Below are 18,571 nucleotides of genomic sequence, written 5' to 3'. Positions count from 1 at the left end.
TATCTAGAACCATCAACGAACAGCTGCCCTGATCTGGCTGCGGCGGTGATCTGGAGTTATCAACTATTGACTTCTATCATGGATTAATAACTCAGTGATGGCCTTTAAAGCGATCGATACCTGCTTCCCTTCTACCTATCCTACCTAGGGACTACTGGGGGAATAATTTTGCTGTTTTTAATAACTAATTTAAAGCCGCTTCAGGTGCTAGACGCTTTCACCGAAGTGTTTCTACGGCATTGACCAAGTGGCAAAAGATTTGAAACGTCGTGCTTAGGATTGTTCGCGAATCATGCATCTGTTAGAATATCAGGCTAAAGAATTATTCCGTGAGATTGGCATTCCGGTTTTGCCTGCTCAACGCATTGACCATCCTACCGACATCAAGGGATTACAGATTCCCTATCCGGTGGTGCTCAAATCTCAAGTATCTACTTGTGGAGACAACCCAGCTCGTCGGATCCGGTGTGTAGAGAATACCATCGATGCGATCGCAGCAGCTAGGGCAATTTTCAAACTCCCGATTCTGGGTAAGCATCCTCAAGTACTGCTAGCAGAATCCCGTTACAATGCTGAACAAGAATTTTATCTAGCCGTGTTCCTAGACTACAACTTGGCCCGTCCTGTGCTACTGGGTTCTTCCCAAGGGCGTATGGACACCAAAACCTTGATCAGCGATATGCAAAAGGTTGTGGTCGAGCAAAACTTTTCACCCTTCTATGGGCGGCGTCTTGCCATCAAAATGGGACTTCATGGTAATCTGATTGAGTCAGTGAGTGGGATTATTAATAAAATGTACCAACTTTTTGTCCAAAAAGATTTGGACATAGTGGAAATTAATCCCCTCGGTGTTAGTCCCACTGGTGAACTCATGGCTCTTGATGGCAGGATTGCTATCAACGACAAGGCTCTGAGACGTCATCAGGATTTGATCAACTTGACATCGACTATGGCTGAGAGCGGGTCTTACCAAGACATGCCCACTAACTCAAGCCATAATTTCAATGGTCGTGATCTCAACGGCAACATCGGGATTATATGCAACAGCATGTGTCTAGCTGCAACAACAGTTGATCTGGTATACCAAGCAAAGGGTAAACCAAGACAGTGTCATCTCGTTCCAACGATCAACTCTAACCAATACTGGCCAATAACTCCTGCTGCGATAGAGGAACTGCAAGAGGCTTTACGAAAACTAACCACATCTGAAGGGATTAAAGTGGTCTTAGTGAATATCTTGAGCAATAGGGCTACCAGCAATGCCGCAGCTGAGATGATTGCCAATTATCTACTGTCTCAAAGTTGGGAAACAGCTGTACTCAATTCAGAGAACCAGGAGCAAAATTCCACCAGTCATCCCCTTAGCTCCCATCACCAAGACCTGTTATCTAAGGGCAAATCTCCTGGATCAGCCTCTGGGATTGAGAGACCTCACCTTGTGATCCGTTTAGTTGGGACAAATTTTCACTCAATCCAACAGCGTTTGGCTGAGCTCCCCGTATACTTTACAGACAACTTAGATGAGGCAGTCAAGCAAGCTGTATCTATTGCCAGGAAGGGGTCACGACGTCCTAACCTAGTCATCTAGCTGAGTGCGTCAGTGCTCAGTTACGATTCTTTGTCTTGATGCAGTCGCTCATGGGGGAAACCCCCGCATGAAGGCGCTGCATCGCTTGTTCCTTATCCTTTTTGATTAGCCAGAGTCTTCTGGCAACTAAAAATGATCAATGATCATTGATCATTGACAAACTACAAAAGAATAAGGATCAATCACTAATGAACTTGAGTACCGATAGCAAAGTTTTAGTACAAGGCATTACACAACCTCTAGGTTTGTACTACGCTGCCCGGATGAAAGCCTATGGCACCAATGTCGTAGCTGGAGTTAGTACTGGTCAGGGAGGGCAAACCTTGCATGGCATTCCTGTATTTGATTTAGTAGAGCAGGCTTGCCATCATGTCGAGGCTGTGGACACAACCATTATTTTTGAAGAATCTTACCAGATAAAGGATGTTGCCTTGGAAGCGATAGATGCTGGGATCAGGCAAATTATTCTCGTTACTGGTGGTATTCCTCCCTTGGATATGGTAGAATTACTAGCTATTGCCCAAGCTACTAAAACGATTATTCTTGGTCCGAGCAGTTCTGGGATTATTGTTCCAGGAAAAGTTTTGCTAGGGACTCACGAGAGTGAATTTTACAGACCTGGCTCAGTGGGATTAATTACCCGTGGTAGTTATCTGATCTACGAAGTTGCTTTAGGCTTAACTCAAGCTAACCTAGGACAGTCAATCGCTATTAACCTTGGCAGTGAAGCAATTGTTGGTTCTTCATTTAGCCATTGGCTGGAGGTTTTGGAAAAAGATAAAGCTACAAACGTTATTGTGCTAGTTGATCAGACTGGCGGCGGCTACGAAGACGTGGCCGCTGCCGCGTATATAGCCCAGGAAATCCATAAACCAGTGATTTCCTACATTGCGGGACGCTATACACCAGAGACACAACTAATTTGTAACCCTAGTGCTAGGCTATCGACTCACCTACCAGAGGCTATGAGTAATATGACTAAAATGTCTACGGCACAGGAAAAAGTGGCAGTATTTAAGCAAGGGAGAATCCCAGTAGCTGAACGCCCTTCCCAAATTCCCATCTTGGTTCAAAAGGCTCTCGACCATTGACAGCAATTGATTCGTCACTCCATCACCCGTTGGTCGGATTTATAGCGCTACGCACAAGTAAGAAGTAAGAAGTCAGAAGTCAGAAGTAAGCTAGACTCACGTTTCGGAGTTTAGGAGCGACTGCATCAAGACAATGTCCTAATTTTAATGGGTAGTGCGAGTGCATCATAGTTTGCATACTACAAACTGACATCTGGAATGTGGGTTATAACCTGTAACCTACAACCTACAACCTGTAACTAAAAGCCTACAACTTGTAATATACAACCTATAACCTACAACCTGTAACCTTGTTGAGCCTAGTTTTTTGCAAAGTATCGTTAAGCGGGCTGGAATTTAGTTGAGATTGTTTACTAGAAAACAATCCTTTCGGAATAAATCGATAAAATAGAGGATGTAGGGTTTATGATAAGACCCAACTAATCGTCGTTTTCAACTGACCTAGTTTAAATTTCAATTAATTTATGGAACTTAGTGGCTCATCTGCCAACTCTTCTGACCCTCACCCATATAGATGGGCAGAAGTCTTGGGTACGGTAATTGCGCTGTTGACCTTAACATTACCTTTGTTGATCATCGCTTACTACTCTTCTTCAAATAACTACGTTAATGTTTTGCCACAAACCACCTACTCACCTACGAGATTAGAAGATTGACATACAAGTTTTTTATATAACCAAAGAAGGATATGTGGGTGCGCTGATTTAAAAACCTTTAATAGCTGAGGTTTAATAGAAAATCCCAGCGTCATGTCCCCTAGGGACTGGCGTAAGGGGGATTCTGTGAAATCTCAGCTTTATAGAAAGTTTGAGTTGAATGGTATACCACTTGCCTTGGCTCCTTGATGATAGTTAACAGCGGACAAGGAAAAGGAGAAAGGGGAATCAGAGGAGATTGGTGTCGTCTCTTTCACCCAGGCTACCTCTGATCAAGCAAAGGGAAGGCAGACAAGGAAAAACCATCAACAATGAACAACAATGAACAATTACCAGTCTCCTTCGCTATAGGCTAGCTTAAGTAGATAGCCTTCACCCATAACCTTTCACCTTTCACTTTAACTAAATCTCTAGGTCAAAAAAGCTTTTAATTTAAAGAGAATGAAAAAAATCTAACTAGAAAATAAAAGAATTTGTAAAGTTGCGGAATTTACCGGTTTCTGGATGGAAAATTATGTCAATGTGCGTAAAGATTAATTTCGCCTAACTCCATCTTTGGGCGTATTCCCAAAATGATTTTCATTGCAAAAGGATTCTGGCAACACTCAACCAATGTAGGTTTACTGACTTTGGTTTACCTTGGGCTGGCAAACTTAGTCCATGGATGGATTGGAGGTAATACATTAGTACCACCAGTTTGGTCTCCCGCAGGCATTACCCAAGCAACCGTATTACTACTAAGGGAGCATCTTTGGTGGTTACCCGAACACCAAGGAGTTTTGCCATCGGTTTCTTGGGGAGAATTTTTCTGGACTGTCTCGCCTCAGAGGTTCTGGCCAGTTTCTGGGATAACTGCTTTAGGGTATATCTTGTCAGTATTCCTCTCGATAGGATTAGCACGGTTGTGGCAGCTTCGTCCTTCCCTAGAACGGCGACGAGATGTATTGGGGTTCCTAGGGGTGTCGATGCTTGCCACACTAATCGCTCCGACTGTCACTCTAACTAACTTACACCTGAGTGGTGAATTTGATGGTAGGAATTTCGGCGGGATGTGGTGGCAATGGTGGTTAGGGGACTTAATGGTGGTTTTAGTCGTAGTACCAGTGTTTTTAGTGTGGTGCTACCTAGTGAAGGAGTTGAAGGTTGGCAAGTTGTTCGCGTTTGGCCTTTGGCCACGCTTTCGCCGTAGGCGACGCTGTGCGAACGCGAACGCGCAGCGTCGGCTTTGCCGAAAGCGTGGCCAATTGGCCAAGGTTGAGAAAGTTGAAGAGTCAAGCCAAACTAACCTGCAACTGTCTAACCAACAACCGTCAACCCCTCAAGCAAGCATAAAGATAAAACAATTTATTTTGGCAGCTATCTGGCTGATTTCACTCTTGACAGTCAGTTGGGGAGTGTTTGGGTCGGACATTGCGCCAGAAATGGCAACCTATCCCCTTGCCTGGTTGACATTTCCCTGGCTGATTTGGGCTGCCCTCCAATTTGGTCAACGCCTCACCAGCCTAGGTTGCTTGATGGTATCGAGCATTGCCATTGTAGGAACCAGTTTGGGTACCGGACCGTTTGTTGCCAGCACCGGGGACTTGAGCGAAGCACTTCCCCTGCTACAGGTTTTTATGATACTGATGGCAACAATCGCTTTATTCTTGGCAGCAACTACATCAGAACGAAATGCGGCGGCAGAATTGTTGCGCTTAAGCGAAGCCAAATACCGCAGCATCTTCGAGAATGCTCTGGAGGGCATTTGTCAGACCACACCTGACGGACACTATATCAGTGCTAACCCGTCACTAGCGAGAATATATGGCTATCAATCATCAGCAGAACTCGTAGCAAGTGTTACCGATATTGCCCACCAACTTTATGTTGATCCTCAACGACGGGCAGATTTGCTTCTACAGCTACAGGAAGATGGTGTTGTTTCAGGGTTTGAAGCACAGATTTATCAAAAAGATGGTGCTATAATCTGGATCTCCAAAAACGTGCGGGCTATCCATGATAGTAGTAAATTTCTACTCTACTACGAAGCTACAGTTGAGGATATCACAGAGCGTAAGCAAGCTCAAGAGGCACTTCGTCACCAGAATGAACGGCTGGAACATCAATTTCAAGAGCGAACAGCTACCCTGAGGCAGCTCAATCGACAATTAATCGCAGAGGTTCTTGAACATAAGCGCATTGAGGATGCCCTTAGGGAGAGTGAGGAACGGTTTGCTCTGGCTATTCAAGCCAACACCAACGGACTCTTTGAAATCAACCTGAAAACCTATGATCATTACTACTCGCCCCAATTTCTCAGCCTGATTGGCTACCCATTAGATCAAGATGGACCGACCATTAATGAATTACTGGCACTGATTCATATTGAGGATATTGATGAGGTGAAAGCCATCCTAGATAACCTATGTGCTGGACGAAGTTCTCAGCGATGCAGCGCGGTCTTGGGGGAAACCCCCATGAGCGACTGCATCAAGAAGTGGAAACAAAAGTTTCGTCTGCTGCGCACAGATGGCTCAATTTCCTGGATTCTCTCGACTGGCCTGGTGATCAAAGATCATAACGGTGAAGTGGTTCGTCTAGTTGGTACCTTTACTGACATTACTGATAGCCAGAGAGTTAAAGCCTTATTAGCTGGACAAAATCGTATCCTGGAAATGATTACCCAGTGGGAGAAGTTGCCAGATGTACTAGACCGACTAGCTCGGTTGATTGAGGAGCAATTGCCCAAGATTAGGTGTGCTTTCTTGCTGGTGGACAAAAATGGGGTTAATCTGCATCATACTGCCGCCCCCAGCCTTCCAGAATCCTACATTCAGGCAATTGATGGTATGGTGATTGGTCCATATATGGCTTGCTGTGGCACTGCCGCCTATTGGCGAGAACCGGTCATGGTTAAGGATATTGCTACTCATCCCCTGTGTCGAAATATAAGGGATTTTGCACTCTCCCACAATCTCAGAGGGTGTTGGTCTATCCCCATTTTGTCCACTCAAGGGACGGTGCTAGGCACCTTCACAATCTATTACACTGAACCTCATACCCCAAACCCCGAAGAGCAAGAACTGGCGGATAAGGCCACCCAACTAGCTAGAATTGCCATTGAGCGCTCTGTGGCACAGGATGATGTGCTCCGTACAAATGCCATGCTAAAAGCACAACAAGAAGCTGCCATTGATGGAATTTTAGTGGTTGATGAAAATTTTAGGGTGGTTTCGTACAACCACCGTTTCTGTGACTTGTGGCAGACTCCAGAACAGTTGTTTCAAGCCAATGATATTAAAGAATTGCTCAAGCAGCTGAGTTCTCAACTGAAGCATCCCGAAGAATTTCTGGCTCAGGTGGACTATCTCCAGGCTCATCCCAAAACAACGAACTACGATGAACTGTTGATGAAAGATGAGCGTATTTTTGACTTTTATTCAGCACCAGTGCTTACCAGTGGTGGGGATTACTATGGTAGAATCTTCTGCAACCGAGATATCACTGAACGCAAGCTATCAGAGGCAAAACTACGGCAGGCGGAACAGAAGTATCGCAAGTTAGTTGAGTCAGCTGGTGATGCCATTCTGATGGCAGATGCGGAAACCGGAATCATCCTGGAAGCCAATCAGATGGCGGAACAGATGCTCGGTCGTGGCAGAGATGAAATTATTGGGTTGCATCAGAGTCAGATTATTCCACGAGAACGATTCAAAGCCTACTCCCAAATTTTCCAGCAACATGTGGAGGCAGGGGGTGTATTTCAAGTAGAACTAGAATTGCTGCATCAAGTTGGTACAACCGTGCCTGTAGAAGTTAGTGCGACTACTTTGGAGCTGCAAGGCAAGACAGTTGTGCAGGGAATTTTTCGAGACATTAGCGATCGCAAACAGGCAGAACAGGCGTTGAAGCAGGCTAAAGTTGACGCGGAAGTAGCCAATCGGGCTAAAAGTGAATTTTTAGCCAACATGAGCCATGAATTACGTACCCCCCTTAACGGCATTTTAGGTTATGCCCAAATCCTCCAAGAGGAACCACAACTGAGCGCTACGCACAAAGAGCAGCTCAGTATTATTCAGCAAAGTGGTCAGCATCTGTTAACCCTACTCAATGACATCCTGGATCTATCAAAAATCGAAGCCAGAAAAATGGAACTTGATGTCAGAGATTTTCAGTTTCCCAAGTTTCTCGAAGGTATTGTGGAAATTGTGGTGATCAGTGCTAAACAAAAAAACATTTCATTCCGTTACGAATTCCTTTCGCCTCTGCCTGAATTTGTCAAGGGTGATGAAATAAGACTGCGACAAGTTCTGATGAACCTTTTGGGAAATGCTGTCAAATTTACAGATACTGGTGAGGTAACGTTTAAAGTTGGTTATTTGGGGTGTTCAGAGTTGAACGTTGATCGGTTTAACCTTGTTCGCGTTAGCGCAGGGTCGGCCGAAGGCCACGCTTTCGCCGTAGGCGACGCTGAAGCGTGGCCGAAAGGCCAAGGTTGTCAAGACAACCTACCCTACGGTAACGCCCAAGGCGAACAACCTAAAAACCGTCAAGCTTTAACCGAAAAGCAAGGTACTCAAAAAATGCGCTTTGTGATAGCAGACACTGGCATTGGTATCCCACCAAAACAACTAGCAGAAATATTTTTGCCATTCCATCAAGTGGGCAATACTGACCGTCAGGTTAATGGTACAGGCTTAGGACTATCGATTAGTAAACGTTTAGCGGAATTAATGGGTAGTGAATTAAAGGTGAAAAGCACTGTCGGTCAAGGTAGTATTTTTTGGCTAGATTTAGATTTGCCAGAGGTTTCCGAGGAACAACAAGGAGGACAAGGAATTCTAGAATCCACTAAGGAAGAGAAAGCTGAAGACGTTATGCCTGTAGCTCCATCGCCAGATCAAATATCCGTTCTGTATGAACTAGCAATTATGGGTGATATTCGAGGCATCCAAGAGGAAGCTAATTTGATTGAACAGTTGGATGATAAATTCATTCCATTTTCTCAAAAGTTGCGTCAATTATCAAAAGGGTTTAAAGAAAGACAAATTCTGGAATTTGTTCGGAAGTACATGGATACAAAAGACCGCGAAGCTCATCGAATAAAATCAAAGGATTTAAAAACTCCAGATAAAGTTAGTAAAAAATAAAGTCTATATCTTTAAAAATAATCGCCATTTAAATGACTAGTTAAGCCAGGGATAAGTTATTATATTTTTAAGGGTGATTTTAATTAGGTTTATTTTTATTAAATTGCACTATTTTTTTGTAAAAAAAATATCCGAGTATTTTTGCTCTTATTAATTAGCCATTGATTAGCGAAAACCCCCAATAACGAGTTCATGTGATTATGAATATTTCCTCAGTAACTCAAACTAATCATCATTCCTCTTCCCGGAAAATTACCCTAACTGAGAGCTATAACAAAATTGGCTATAAAGGTGTAATTGTGATTGTTGATGATAGTCCGACTAATTTAGGGGTGATGTTTGAGTTGTTGAGCAATTCTGGATTTAAAGTCTTAGTCGCTCAAGATGGCTATAGTGCGCTCGAAAAAGTAAACTATGCTCAACCGGATCTAATATTACTGGATATTATGATGCCCGGAATTGATGGGTTTGAAACTTGCCGTCGCTTGAAAGCTCAAGAGTCAACTAGAGACATCCCAGTTATTTTTATGACGGCTCGTACTGATACTCTCGACAAAGTTAAAGGTTTCAGGCTCGGTGCAGTAGATTATCTCACTAAACCAGTGCAGCAGGAAGAAGTAAGAGCGAGAGTAAACACTCACTTGAAAATCGGGCGTTTACAAAAGCAACTACAAGCACAAAATTTTCAGCTCCAAAAGGAAATCAAGCAGAAACAAGAAGCTGAGCATAAATATCGCAGTATCTTTGAAAATGCCACTGAAGGCATTTTTCAAGTTACACCAAAAGGAAAATTTATCACCGCTAATCCAGCCCTAGCAAGTATTTTGGGCTATCAGTCGCCAGAACAACTGATTAATCAAGTCACGGATATTGGGAAAGAACTCTACCTCGCACCGAGGCGTCGTGACGATATATTAGCCCTAATCCACAAAGAAGAAACATTATCAGAGGTTGAGTCCGAGGTCTATCGGAAAGATGGTATGGTAATTTGGATTTCGGAAAATATACGAGCAGTCAGAGACAATTTTGGAGATTTACTCTACTACGAAGGCACAGTTAGCGACATTACAGAGCGTAAAAAAGCTGAAGATGAACTTCGTCGTGCCCAAACCCAAGGTGAGCGTTTGCTGCTTAATATCTTGCCCGAACCGGTCGCAGAACAGTTAAAAAAAGGAGAACGTACTCTGGCAGAAAGTTTTGAAGATGTAACTGTTTTGTTTGCTGATTTAGTTGACTTTACCAAACTCTCAACCCAAACCTCTCCCACCGAACTGGTCGAAATTCTCAATGTAATTTTCTCAGAGTTTGACCAACTAGCTGAGGAGCATGGTGTCGAAAAAATTAAGACGATTGGTGATGCTTATATGGCTGTTGCCGGTCTGCCAAAAGCCTGCAAGTATCATGCGGATGCGATCGCTAAAATGGCATTGGATATGCAAAAATTAATTGCCCAGTACAATGCTCAAACGAATCAGAATTTCCGTCTCAGGATTGGCATCAACAGTGGACCAGTGGTGGCTGGGGTAATTGGAATCAAAAAATTCAGCTATGATTTGTGGGGTGATACCGTAAATATGGCTAGCCGTATGGAATCTCAGGGTATACCAGGTGGGATTCAGCTTACAGTTACTACCTATGAGAAATTAAAAGATAAGTACCGGTTTGAGCAACGGGAACCGTTTGAAGTCAAAGGCAAAGGTAAAATGACTACTTATCTGCTCACAGGTCCTAAAGCAATGGGTAATGGGTAAGTGACCTAACTATAGTTGACTTGACTTGACCGATACTTTTTAGCTACCAAAATTTACCAAAGAGGTAAAAATTAGCCCACTAATGCAAGTTGCTCTCGCAACCAGGGGGTATCTCCCAGGGCTCGCAGAAATATTCCACGAGCGCCGTTGATGTCTCTGTCCATGACTTTGCCATCAACCTTTGACCTTATGATCTTGCTTCCACCTATGTTTATCAGTTCGCCTGTCCAGCTAACAGTTTTACTGGTGTAAGCTTCACAGACATCTACCACTACTTTCCCCGTTTCCTGGGCTTTATGTTTTAGGAACTCCTTGAAACGGTAATGAGCAAAGGTGAGCATATTACGAACAGTTTTAGACCTAATTTTTCTGTTCCCTTTTTTTGACATTTGATATGTCTCAAAGGTGGGGAGCAGGATTACGTCGAAGTTATCGACCAAGAACTTAGCTGTTTTGTGGTGAAGTTCGTTTATTAGGTTTTGAACCTTGACGAACATTCGTCTGGTGGCTTTTCTCATCCGACGTTTTTGTCCACTCTTTGCTTTACTGATCTTAGACAGCAAATTGTCTAGGTGTTGACATAATCGTTGGATGCGCGAAAAGTCTCCGTGCCCAATCTTTCCTACAGATGTCTCACTAAAAAAAGTAATGAAAGTTCTGACTCCAGGGTCTAAAGCAACTACTCTACCTTGGTTCTCGGTATGTGATACAGCTACTTTATGGGGGACTACCAGATAGTAATCCCCATTATTACTGGTTAGTCTGCAATCGCAAACTTCCGGGGGTAAGCCCTCAGAGTAAGTTAGTTCCCCTAGTTTTGTGTGATATATCCCCGCTTCTGAAACTGCTGACTTTGGGATATAACAAGACTGAACAGGGTTTTTTCTGGATCTAAATCTTACTTTGTTTATTTGTGATGTCTTCTTGTATTTCTTCTTCGCCTCCCTAACAGCAGTGCAAGCATCCTTTATCGCTATCGATTTAATTTGATAAGGGACTTCCTTGCACCACTCGGGAAGGTCGTTTAATATTCCAGTTTTAATGGCTTTCCAGTTTGCCTTTACTTCGCCATTCTGGAGTATTTTAACTGTCTTATTGAAAACATGACGGGACACTCCGAACCATTTACGGACAAGCGTACGCTGCTCACGACTTAGGAACAGACGAATCTTCTTTGATTTTTTGACCGTATTTCCTGAGTCCGTGAACCCGGCAGGAGAACACGTGAATGATGGAGAGAAGATCTGCTGTAAGTTCGGATTCGGGACAGCTCTCAGGCTGGTCGAGAACCAGGATTTTTCCACCGTTGAGACTGACCGGAGATGAAACCTTAGAGTAGTGCAGCCTTACTACAAAACCAAGACCCTATGCTGCATAATTTACCAACTATAAAGGCTGCACTACTCTTACGGTAACTTCTAACCAAGTACTCAATGAGTTCAAACCCGAATCGGGTAAGTCGGTCTCTACAGGCAACAACAATCGTGAGCTTATCTCCGCAGACAATTCGCTCCAGTATGGTTCTAAGCCCTTTCCTTTTGTAGTTGAGGCCGGAACCGATGTCTTTGATGATTTCTGCTTCTGGGAAGAGGGAGTGCAGATAGGCGACTTGGCGAGCCAGATCGTCTCGCTGTTTGGTACTACTGACTCGGCAATAACAGACGGTGTAACAACGGGGTCTGTTAGACCTTGGAGCTTTTCCAAAACGGAGAAGATCTGTTGAGTCAAAGAGTCTAGTTCCCCCAGGGGTTCGCTCGCATTTGAGAGTGCCATTATCTGCGTACTTCCTTAATGTGTTCGCAGAGAGTCCTGTAAGTTCGACCGCCTTACGGATGGGTATGAGTGCCATGTCTAAAATCTAACACGTTTTGGGAAATAGTGCTAGATTTGTTGAGATTTTATTTAACTGTTGTTAGCCCTTGAGGGATTTCGTAAGTTCAGCCTTTAGTTCAGCAGTTCAGCAACACCGTCAATTAAACTAACCCATGGAAAAACGACCCAGATTGAGCAACCTGTGCTACTATCTGGGAAAATCCTCCTAGCTGAGATCACCAATGGGTAAGGTTCTGGTGTTAAACGCCTCCTATGAGCCGCTCAACATAACCAACTGGCGACGGGCAGTTGTCTTGTTGATCAAGGGTAAGGCAGAGCGTATCGAACATAACGGCAAATACGTTTACGCAGATTTTCCACTGCCTACAGTGATTAGACTGCGCCATTACGTCCGGGTACCCTACAAAGAGATTCCCCTTACCCGTCGTAACATCCTGCACCGTGATGGTCACTCTTGTCAATACTGCGGCTACAGCGGTGATGACTTAACGTTAGATCATGTAATTCCTCGTTCTCGCCATGGAGGTGAGTCCTGGGAAAATATTGTTACAGCTTGCGTGCGCTGCAACGTCAAAAAAGGGAATCGCACCCCTAAAGAAGCCAACATGATGTTGCAAACCCAACCCCGGAGACCTTATAGTAGTCTCCACTTTGAAATTGCTAAACACTTAAAAACTGGACGGCATCAGGAGTGGCGGAAGTATGTGATTGGTGCCTAGTCCGCTAACTCATGCCACGACTAATCAAGCCAAAAGGGGGTTGACCAATGGCTAATGACTAATGACTAATGGTTAATGAGCAATGGCTAATGACTAATGACTAATGGTTAATGACTAACAATTTACTTAACAGTGGTGCATCTAGCTTAGATTCAGAACAGGTTGATGCGAAAGCGCAACCGTCATCTACTCAAGATGTAAATTCTTCCGTGGGAAATTCCCAAGCAAAAAGGCGGCAGTCGGCTACATCAGCTTCAAGAATACATTCAAAAGTACAACAGTTGCAGGAGACTCTAGAACGCCATCAAAATGAGCGGCAACTGATCATCCTACAAGATTTCCCTGACCCAGATGCTCTTTCTAGCGCTTGGGCTTACCAGCTGATTGCCCAGGAGTATAATATCCCATGCGATATTGTCTATGCTGGTACCCTCTCTCACCAGGAAAACATTGCCCTGGTTAAGCTGACTGGTTTACCAACCAAACGCTGGAGTGTGGAGACCACAAAAAATCAAGATTTATCCCTGTATCAGGGCTATGTGCTGATTGATAATCAGGGTACAACCACCCAGCTGTTACCGATTGTTACCGAGGCGAATATTCCTCTAATTGCAATCTTTGATCATCACAGTAGTCAAGGGGAGTTGAAAGCAGAATTTATTGACCTTCGTCCTCAAGCAAGAGCCACCGCGACGCTATTAACCCATTACCTTCAGGCTGGGTTACTACAGCTTGATAGTAGCATTACTGAACATATCAAATGTGCTACAGCCTTGATGCATGGTCTGCGCTCTGATACTAATATGCTGATGCAGGCTCAGGAAGAGGATTTCTTGGCAGCTGGATATCTCAGCCGCTTCTATGACACTCAACTCCTTAACGCTATACTCAAGACATCCCGATCTCGTCGAGTCATGGATGTGATTGAGCGATCGCTTAAATATCGCATTGTCCAAGATAACTTCTCTATGGCTGGTGTCGGCTATCTTCGCTATGAAGACCGGGATGCTATTCCCCAAGCTGCTGACTTTTTAGTTACTGAAGAAAATGTTCACACTGCTGTAGTTTACGGGATTGTTTACGATGAAGACCAAGAATTAGAAGTGGTGATTGGTTCCTTGAGAACCAATAAGTTAACCCTCGACCCTGATGAATTTATCAAAGAAGCTTTCGGTCAAGACAGTCATGGGCGTTTCTTTGGTGGTGGACGCATGATGGCTGGTGGCTTTGAAATTCCGACGGGATTCTTGAGTAGTTTTAATGACAAATCCGAGTATGCCAAGCTCAAGTGGGAGGTGTTTGATACCCAAGTCAAGCAAAAACTACTGCGGTTAGTTAATCCCCAGGATACGGTGATCTAGAGTGACATACTCCCACACTGAATCCAAGATTAAAGTGTAGGCTTCTTACCAACTCCACCCAACGGTTAGGATACTCGGTAAGCTTTATTAACGATACGGGATGCCCCTCCGCACCGGAACAATACAATAAGTTCTGTTTTTGATTAGTAGGTGGCGGTTAGCTCTTAATTTGTCTTCCCTACTCTCTCTAGTATAAACTATATAAACGTTTTTGGGTTCCCTACTTGTTGAAAACTCTGTCCGCGATTCATATCAAACTCAATGTTAAGCCATGAGTTTGATATGAATCGCTTTTGAAGTTAATTAATAGCCAATGATGAACTCAGGAGTATTTTCAGTGTAGCGATCGCATTTTAAGCGAATCTCAACAATCAGCCCATGGAACTGTACTTAATTCGCCACGGTATTGCTGCTGAGCGAGGCACCTACAAAAACGATCGAGAGCGGCCACTGACCAAAATTGGCCATGAAAAAACTAGTAAAGTAGCAAAGGAGCTCCAGAAACGAGGGCTAAACTTTGACCTAATCTTGACTAGTCCATTGGTCAGAGCTAAGGAAACCGCTGCTATCCTCCAAGATGTTGGTTTAGGCTCATTGGTTGAAGAGTCGGAGAGTCTCGCTCCTGAGGGTGACATTCACCAATGGCTCAGCTGGCTACAGCAGAGGTGGCGAAAGACTGATGCTCAAAGACGTTTGGCTCTAGTTGGTCATCAACCGGATTTAGCGAATTGGGCGGAAATGTTGGTGTGGGGAGTATCCGATCAAAAACTAGTGCTAAAAAAAGCTGGAGTAATTGGGTTAAAGCTTCCTAATACTGGGAAGCCCTTCGGTCGCAGTGAGCTATTCTTGCTGACCTCACCTAAATGGTTACTATAGCAATCCGGATTTGACTTGTAAAACTTAAGCAACAGGAGCAGACAGGTAAGAGGGGGAAGAATCTCACGATTGTTTTTTTGACCACAAATTCATCAAGTACAAATTCATCAAGAATTATTGTAGATTGCTATAATATATTCATAAGCACTAAACAGTAATAATCTTTGTAGCACCGAAGACTTAAGCACTAATCTCTGGTAAGTTAGCCTGAGATGACTGAAGATTCTGTAGGTAATAACATGATAGCTTGCGAGTACCAGCCAGGTTTAGAAGGCATTCCAGCAGCTCAATCCAGTATCAGCTACGTTGATGGGCAGAAGGGAATACTAGAGTATCGTGGCATTCGGCTCGAAGAACTCGCATCAAAAAGTACTTTCCTAGAAGCCGCGTATCTACTGATTTGGGGTGAGCTCCCTACTAAGAACGAACTTTATGAATTCCAAGAGGACGTTCGCCTCCACCGACGGATCAAGTACAGCATCCGGGACATGATGAAATGTTTTCCAGAAACTGGTCATCCCATGGATGCTCTACAAGCCTCTGCTGCTGCTTTGGGTCTGTTTTACTCCAAACGGGCTCTCGACAATCCAAAATACATTCGGGGAGCTGTGGTTCGTCTGTTGGCTAAGATTCCTACCATGGTAGCAGCATTTAAACAGATGCGCAAAGGGGACGATCCAGTACGCCCTCGGGATGATCTTAGCTATGCTGCTAACTTTCTGTATATGCTCAATGAGCAAGAGCCTACTCCCCTAGAGGCTCATGTCTTTGATGTTTGCCTGACACTCCATGCCGAACATACTATCAATGCCTCTACTTTTTCGGCTCTGGTGACTGCTTCTACTCTTACGGACCCCTATGCAGTAGTGGCATCAGCGGTGGGAACTCTAGCTGGTCCGTTACACGGAGGGGCGAATGAAGAAGTGATTACCATGTTGGAAACCATCGGCTCAGTGGAGAATGTCCACCCATACTTGGAGGAGCGCTTGCAGCGCAAAGAAAAAATTATGGGTTGTGGTCACCGAGTCTATAAGGTAAAAGACCCACGAGCAACTATACTTCAGAACTTAGCTGAACAACTGTTTAAGGAATCTGGCACAGACAAGTACTACGACATTGCTTTGGAGTTGGAGAAAGCAGTGGAGGAAAAACTGGGTCACAAGGGGATTTATCCCAATGTGGATTTCTATTCTGGCTTAGTTTACCGGAAGCTGGGTATTCCGAGTGACTTGTTTACACCAGTGTTTGCGATCGCACGGGTTGCGGGTTGGCTAGCTCACTGGAAGGAACAGCTAGCTGTAAATCGAATTTTTAGACCTACTCAAGTTTACACTGGCACTCACGATGCTCCCTATATTCCTATTGAAGCTCGTTAGTCATTAGTCATTAGTTTTTGGTGATTAGTTATTGGTAATTGGTTATTTGGGCGTTGGTGATTCTTGAGGTTTGTCCACAAATACTCATCTCCTCGGCTCCCTCAGCCAAATGCCTAATTTTTCGTACCTAGTTTTCGTACCTTCAAAACCTGATTGCTGTTCGCGTAGCGTGCGCGTAGCGCATGTGCTGATAGCTGTTCGCGTAGCGTGGGTGGCACAGGCTTCTAGCCTGTGATAAGTGCGCATATGGTTACGAAAATAATAATTACCAATTACCAATTACCAATTAACTAATGAAATTTCGGTTAATAAAAAAATTCAATAAATTTATAATTTGGACATTAATAGGAGTGGTAGTTCTGGTAGGAGTTAACACTATCATTCCTGCGCCTCGCCATACCCCAAAAACCACCAATAAAATTCAAGGAATTTGGGTAACTCATGTCGGTAACAACTTTCTATCCTATATAGGACAAACTGACAATGTATTTCACGAGTTATCTGGTCTTAATTTTAATCGAATTTACGTTGATTTGAACTCTCCATGCTTTGAAAAACATGGATTCTAAGCGGATGTCGTTACGCGGGTTGAAACCGAGCTCCACGACGCTTCACGATAGGATCTAGATAGTGAATCTGATCTATATCGTTGTGGCAGGTTCAAAGCTGCTCTACCGACCTCGGCTAGGGGAAACCCTAGCTGTGTCGCTACTTTTCTTAAAATATTGGAAGCTCCGTTGCAATCAGCGTTTATTAATTTACCTTTTGCCGATAGATATTGCCCACGCTTAACTCTTTTCCCAGATTCCTTCCACCCCTCAGGTTTCCCGCCGAGCACAGGTAGAAAGTCTTGATCTAAAAAGCTGGCCTTACTTGTGTAACTTTCTTCAGTCTCAACGAATTTAATGCCGTGCTCGACACACAATTGCTCAATTCGATTCTTTAACTTAGCAGTAGGAATCTGCACAAACTGCTGGTTATTCTTTTTGCCAATATTGATGCTGTCCTTATTCCGCTTGTTCCAGCCAAAGACGACTGTGCTGATTTGATTCCTTAAGCACCAGTTAACTGTGAATCGAGCGACTTTATTTACATTGTCACGCATTTGTCGGTTACGCTTTTCAGTCAAAAAGGCTAGGCGCTCATCCCAATAGTCTTGAGATTTTCCTTTTTTGATCGCAGCTACACGCTTGTTGTACCACTGGTTTTGGGATTTAACTTTCTTACCATCTATGATAAAAGATTTCCCTAGGTTAGAGACGCAGGTTAGCCAGTTATTGAGACCTGGATCGATACCTATAACATTACTTGTTGGTGTTACTGGTTCAGGGTTTGGTCTTTCATAGACAAACTCCAAATAAAAACAGCCATTCCTTGGCACAAAGCGATATTCTTTGATTGATTTGTAGTCGATATTAGATGGCATTGGTAGTAAGAAGTGGTCAATGCCAAACCAGACTTTGATCTGCTTCCCTAAAGTAAACTTAAGCTGACCTTTTACTAGTTTTACCCACCGAGCGGGATAGCTGACTACAGCCAGACCTCCCTTTTTGCGGTATTTTGGGACTCTAGGCTTATCAGTTGACTTCCCTTTGTCGTACAACTTCTTAAGAGCTTTGTAGGACTTGAATGACTCAATGACTCCATGCAGTGTCTGTTGGGCACATGCAGACCTCATTGCCTTGAAGTGGACGTTAGTCTTCATTATTTTGTCCAACTCTGCGTTATTAAGATACTTATGTGCCTTAAACAGTATTTGGCGACAGTAATATATCCCACAATTAGTTAGTTTATTTGCTTCTGAGCAGATCAACTCTATGACCGCTTGGTTCTCAGGTGACGTAGTTATTAAATGTTGCTGACAACCGTACATTTTGTTTTGACATTTTACTGTGTTAAACTAATTTTATACCGCAATAAATAAAATGTCAAGTAAATGTCAAAACAAATTGCTAAGAAAGGAAGGCCAAGTATTCATGGGGAACGAAAGAGGTCGTATAGTGTCTCGGTAACCCAAGAAGGCTGGAACAAGCTAAAAGAGATGGCATTAGATTCTGGATTAAGCCTTTCGGAGTTCCTGGAGATATTAGCAAGGACGAAGCGAATTCCATAAAACGCGAACACCGGGATAAATCCCGGTACGCTGGCCTATGGCCACGCGGGGCGCGTTCGCTGCCCACCTAATTTATTG

General features: G+C 43.8%; 12 protein-coding genes. 9 read left to right on the top strand and 3 right to left on the bottom strand.

The genetic code is table 11. The features are described 5' to 3' along the window. Positions 1-292 precede the first annotated feature (292 nt). The 4 genes from BJP34_RS29010 (at position 293) to BJP34_RS28995 (ending at position 10,215) form a co-directional block, all read left to right on the top strand. Positions 293-1,588 carry an ATP-grasp domain-containing protein gene (locus BJP34_RS29010; protein ID WP_070395338.1) on the top strand — a complete coding sequence of 432 codons (1,296 nt, stop codon included), beginning with the start codon at positions 293-295 and terminating at the stop codon, positions 1,586-1,588. Between the two features lie 188 nt (positions 1,589-1,776). Further along, positions 1,777-2,679, top strand: coding sequence for a succinate--CoA ligase subunit alpha (locus BJP34_RS29005; RefSeq protein WP_070395337.1), 903 nt, complete (start codon positions 1,777-1,779; stop codon positions 2,677-2,679). 1,228 nt (positions 2,680-3,907) lie between these two features. Beyond that, entirely contained in the window at positions 3,908-8,464 is a 4,557-nt protein-coding gene (locus BJP34_RS50165; protein WP_070395336.1) for a PAS domain S-box protein, read from the top strand. Positions 8,465-8,664: 200 nt separating this feature from the next. After that, a complete protein-coding gene (locus BJP34_RS28995; RefSeq protein ID WP_083305399.1) occupies positions 8,665-10,215 on the top strand; it encodes an adenylate/guanylate cyclase domain-containing protein in 1,551 nt (516 codons plus the stop codon). Positions 10,216-10,286: 71 nt separating this feature from the next. Here the strand turns inward: BJP34_RS28995 and BJP34_RS28990 are convergent, their stop codons facing one another. Both BJP34_RS28990 and BJP34_RS28985 read right to left on the bottom strand, forming a co-directional pair. After that, a complete protein-coding gene (locus tag BJP34_RS28990; protein ID WP_070395335.1) occupies positions 10,287-11,519 on the bottom strand; it encodes an RNA-guided endonuclease InsQ/TnpB family protein in 1,233 nt (410 codons plus the stop codon). Positions 11,520-11,545: 26 nt separating this feature from the next. Further along, positions 11,546-12,064 (bottom strand): IS607 family transposase, encoded by a 519-nt coding sequence (locus BJP34_RS28985; RefSeq protein WP_070395334.1) that lies wholly within the window; start codon positions 12,062-12,064, stop codon positions 11,546-11,548. Positions 12,065-12,269: 205 nt separating this feature from the next. Between BJP34_RS28985 and BJP34_RS28980 the strand changes: the two genes are divergently transcribed. From BJP34_RS28980 to BJP34_RS28965, 4 genes are all read left to right on the top strand, one after another. Then, the gene (locus BJP34_RS28980) at positions 12,270-12,767 is read left to right on the top strand and encodes an HNH endonuclease (protein WP_008189673.1); all 498 of its coding nucleotides are present in this window, start codon (positions 12,270-12,272) and stop codon (positions 12,765-12,767) included. A gap of 110 nt (positions 12,768-12,877) precedes the next feature. Further along, positions 12,878-14,128: a DHH family phosphoesterase gene (locus BJP34_RS28975; RefSeq protein ID WP_070395333.1), complete on the top strand. Its 1,251-nt coding sequence runs from the start codon at positions 12,878-12,880 to the stop codon at positions 14,126-14,128. 378 nt (positions 14,129-14,506) lie between these two features. Beyond that, positions 14,507-15,004 carry a phosphohistidine phosphatase SixA gene (gene sixA, locus BJP34_RS28970; protein WP_070395332.1) on the top strand — a complete coding sequence of 166 codons (498 nt, stop codon included), beginning with the start codon at positions 14,507-14,509 and terminating at the stop codon, positions 15,002-15,004. A gap of 212 nt (positions 15,005-15,216) precedes the next feature. Continuing rightward, positions 15,217-16,380, top strand: coding sequence for a citrate synthase (locus BJP34_RS28965; RefSeq protein WP_418904079.1), 1,164 nt, complete (start codon positions 15,217-15,219; stop codon positions 16,378-16,380). Positions 16,381-16,945: 565 nt separating this feature from the next. Here BJP34_RS28965 and BJP34_RS28955 read toward each other — a convergent pair. Further along, on the bottom strand, positions 16,946-18,253 hold the full coding sequence (locus BJP34_RS28955; RefSeq protein WP_168166530.1) for an RNA-guided endonuclease InsQ/TnpB family protein: 1,308 nt from the start codon (positions 18,251-18,253) through the stop codon (positions 16,946-16,948). Positions 18,254-18,316: 63 nt separating this feature from the next. Between BJP34_RS28955 and BJP34_RS45815 the strand changes: the two genes are divergently transcribed. Next, on the top strand, positions 18,317-18,493 hold the full coding sequence (locus BJP34_RS45815) for a hypothetical protein (protein ID WP_168166529.1): 177 nt from the start codon (positions 18,317-18,319) through the stop codon (positions 18,491-18,493). Positions 18,494-18,571 lie beyond the last annotated feature (78 nt).

The sequence above is a fragment of the Moorena producens PAL-8-15-08-1 genome (assembly GCF_001767235.1).
Classification (GTDB): Bacteria; Cyanobacteriota; Cyanobacteriia; order Cyanobacteriales; family Coleofasciculaceae; genus Moorena; species Moorena producens_A.
This window is presented reverse-complemented; position numbering and strand designations above follow the sequence as displayed.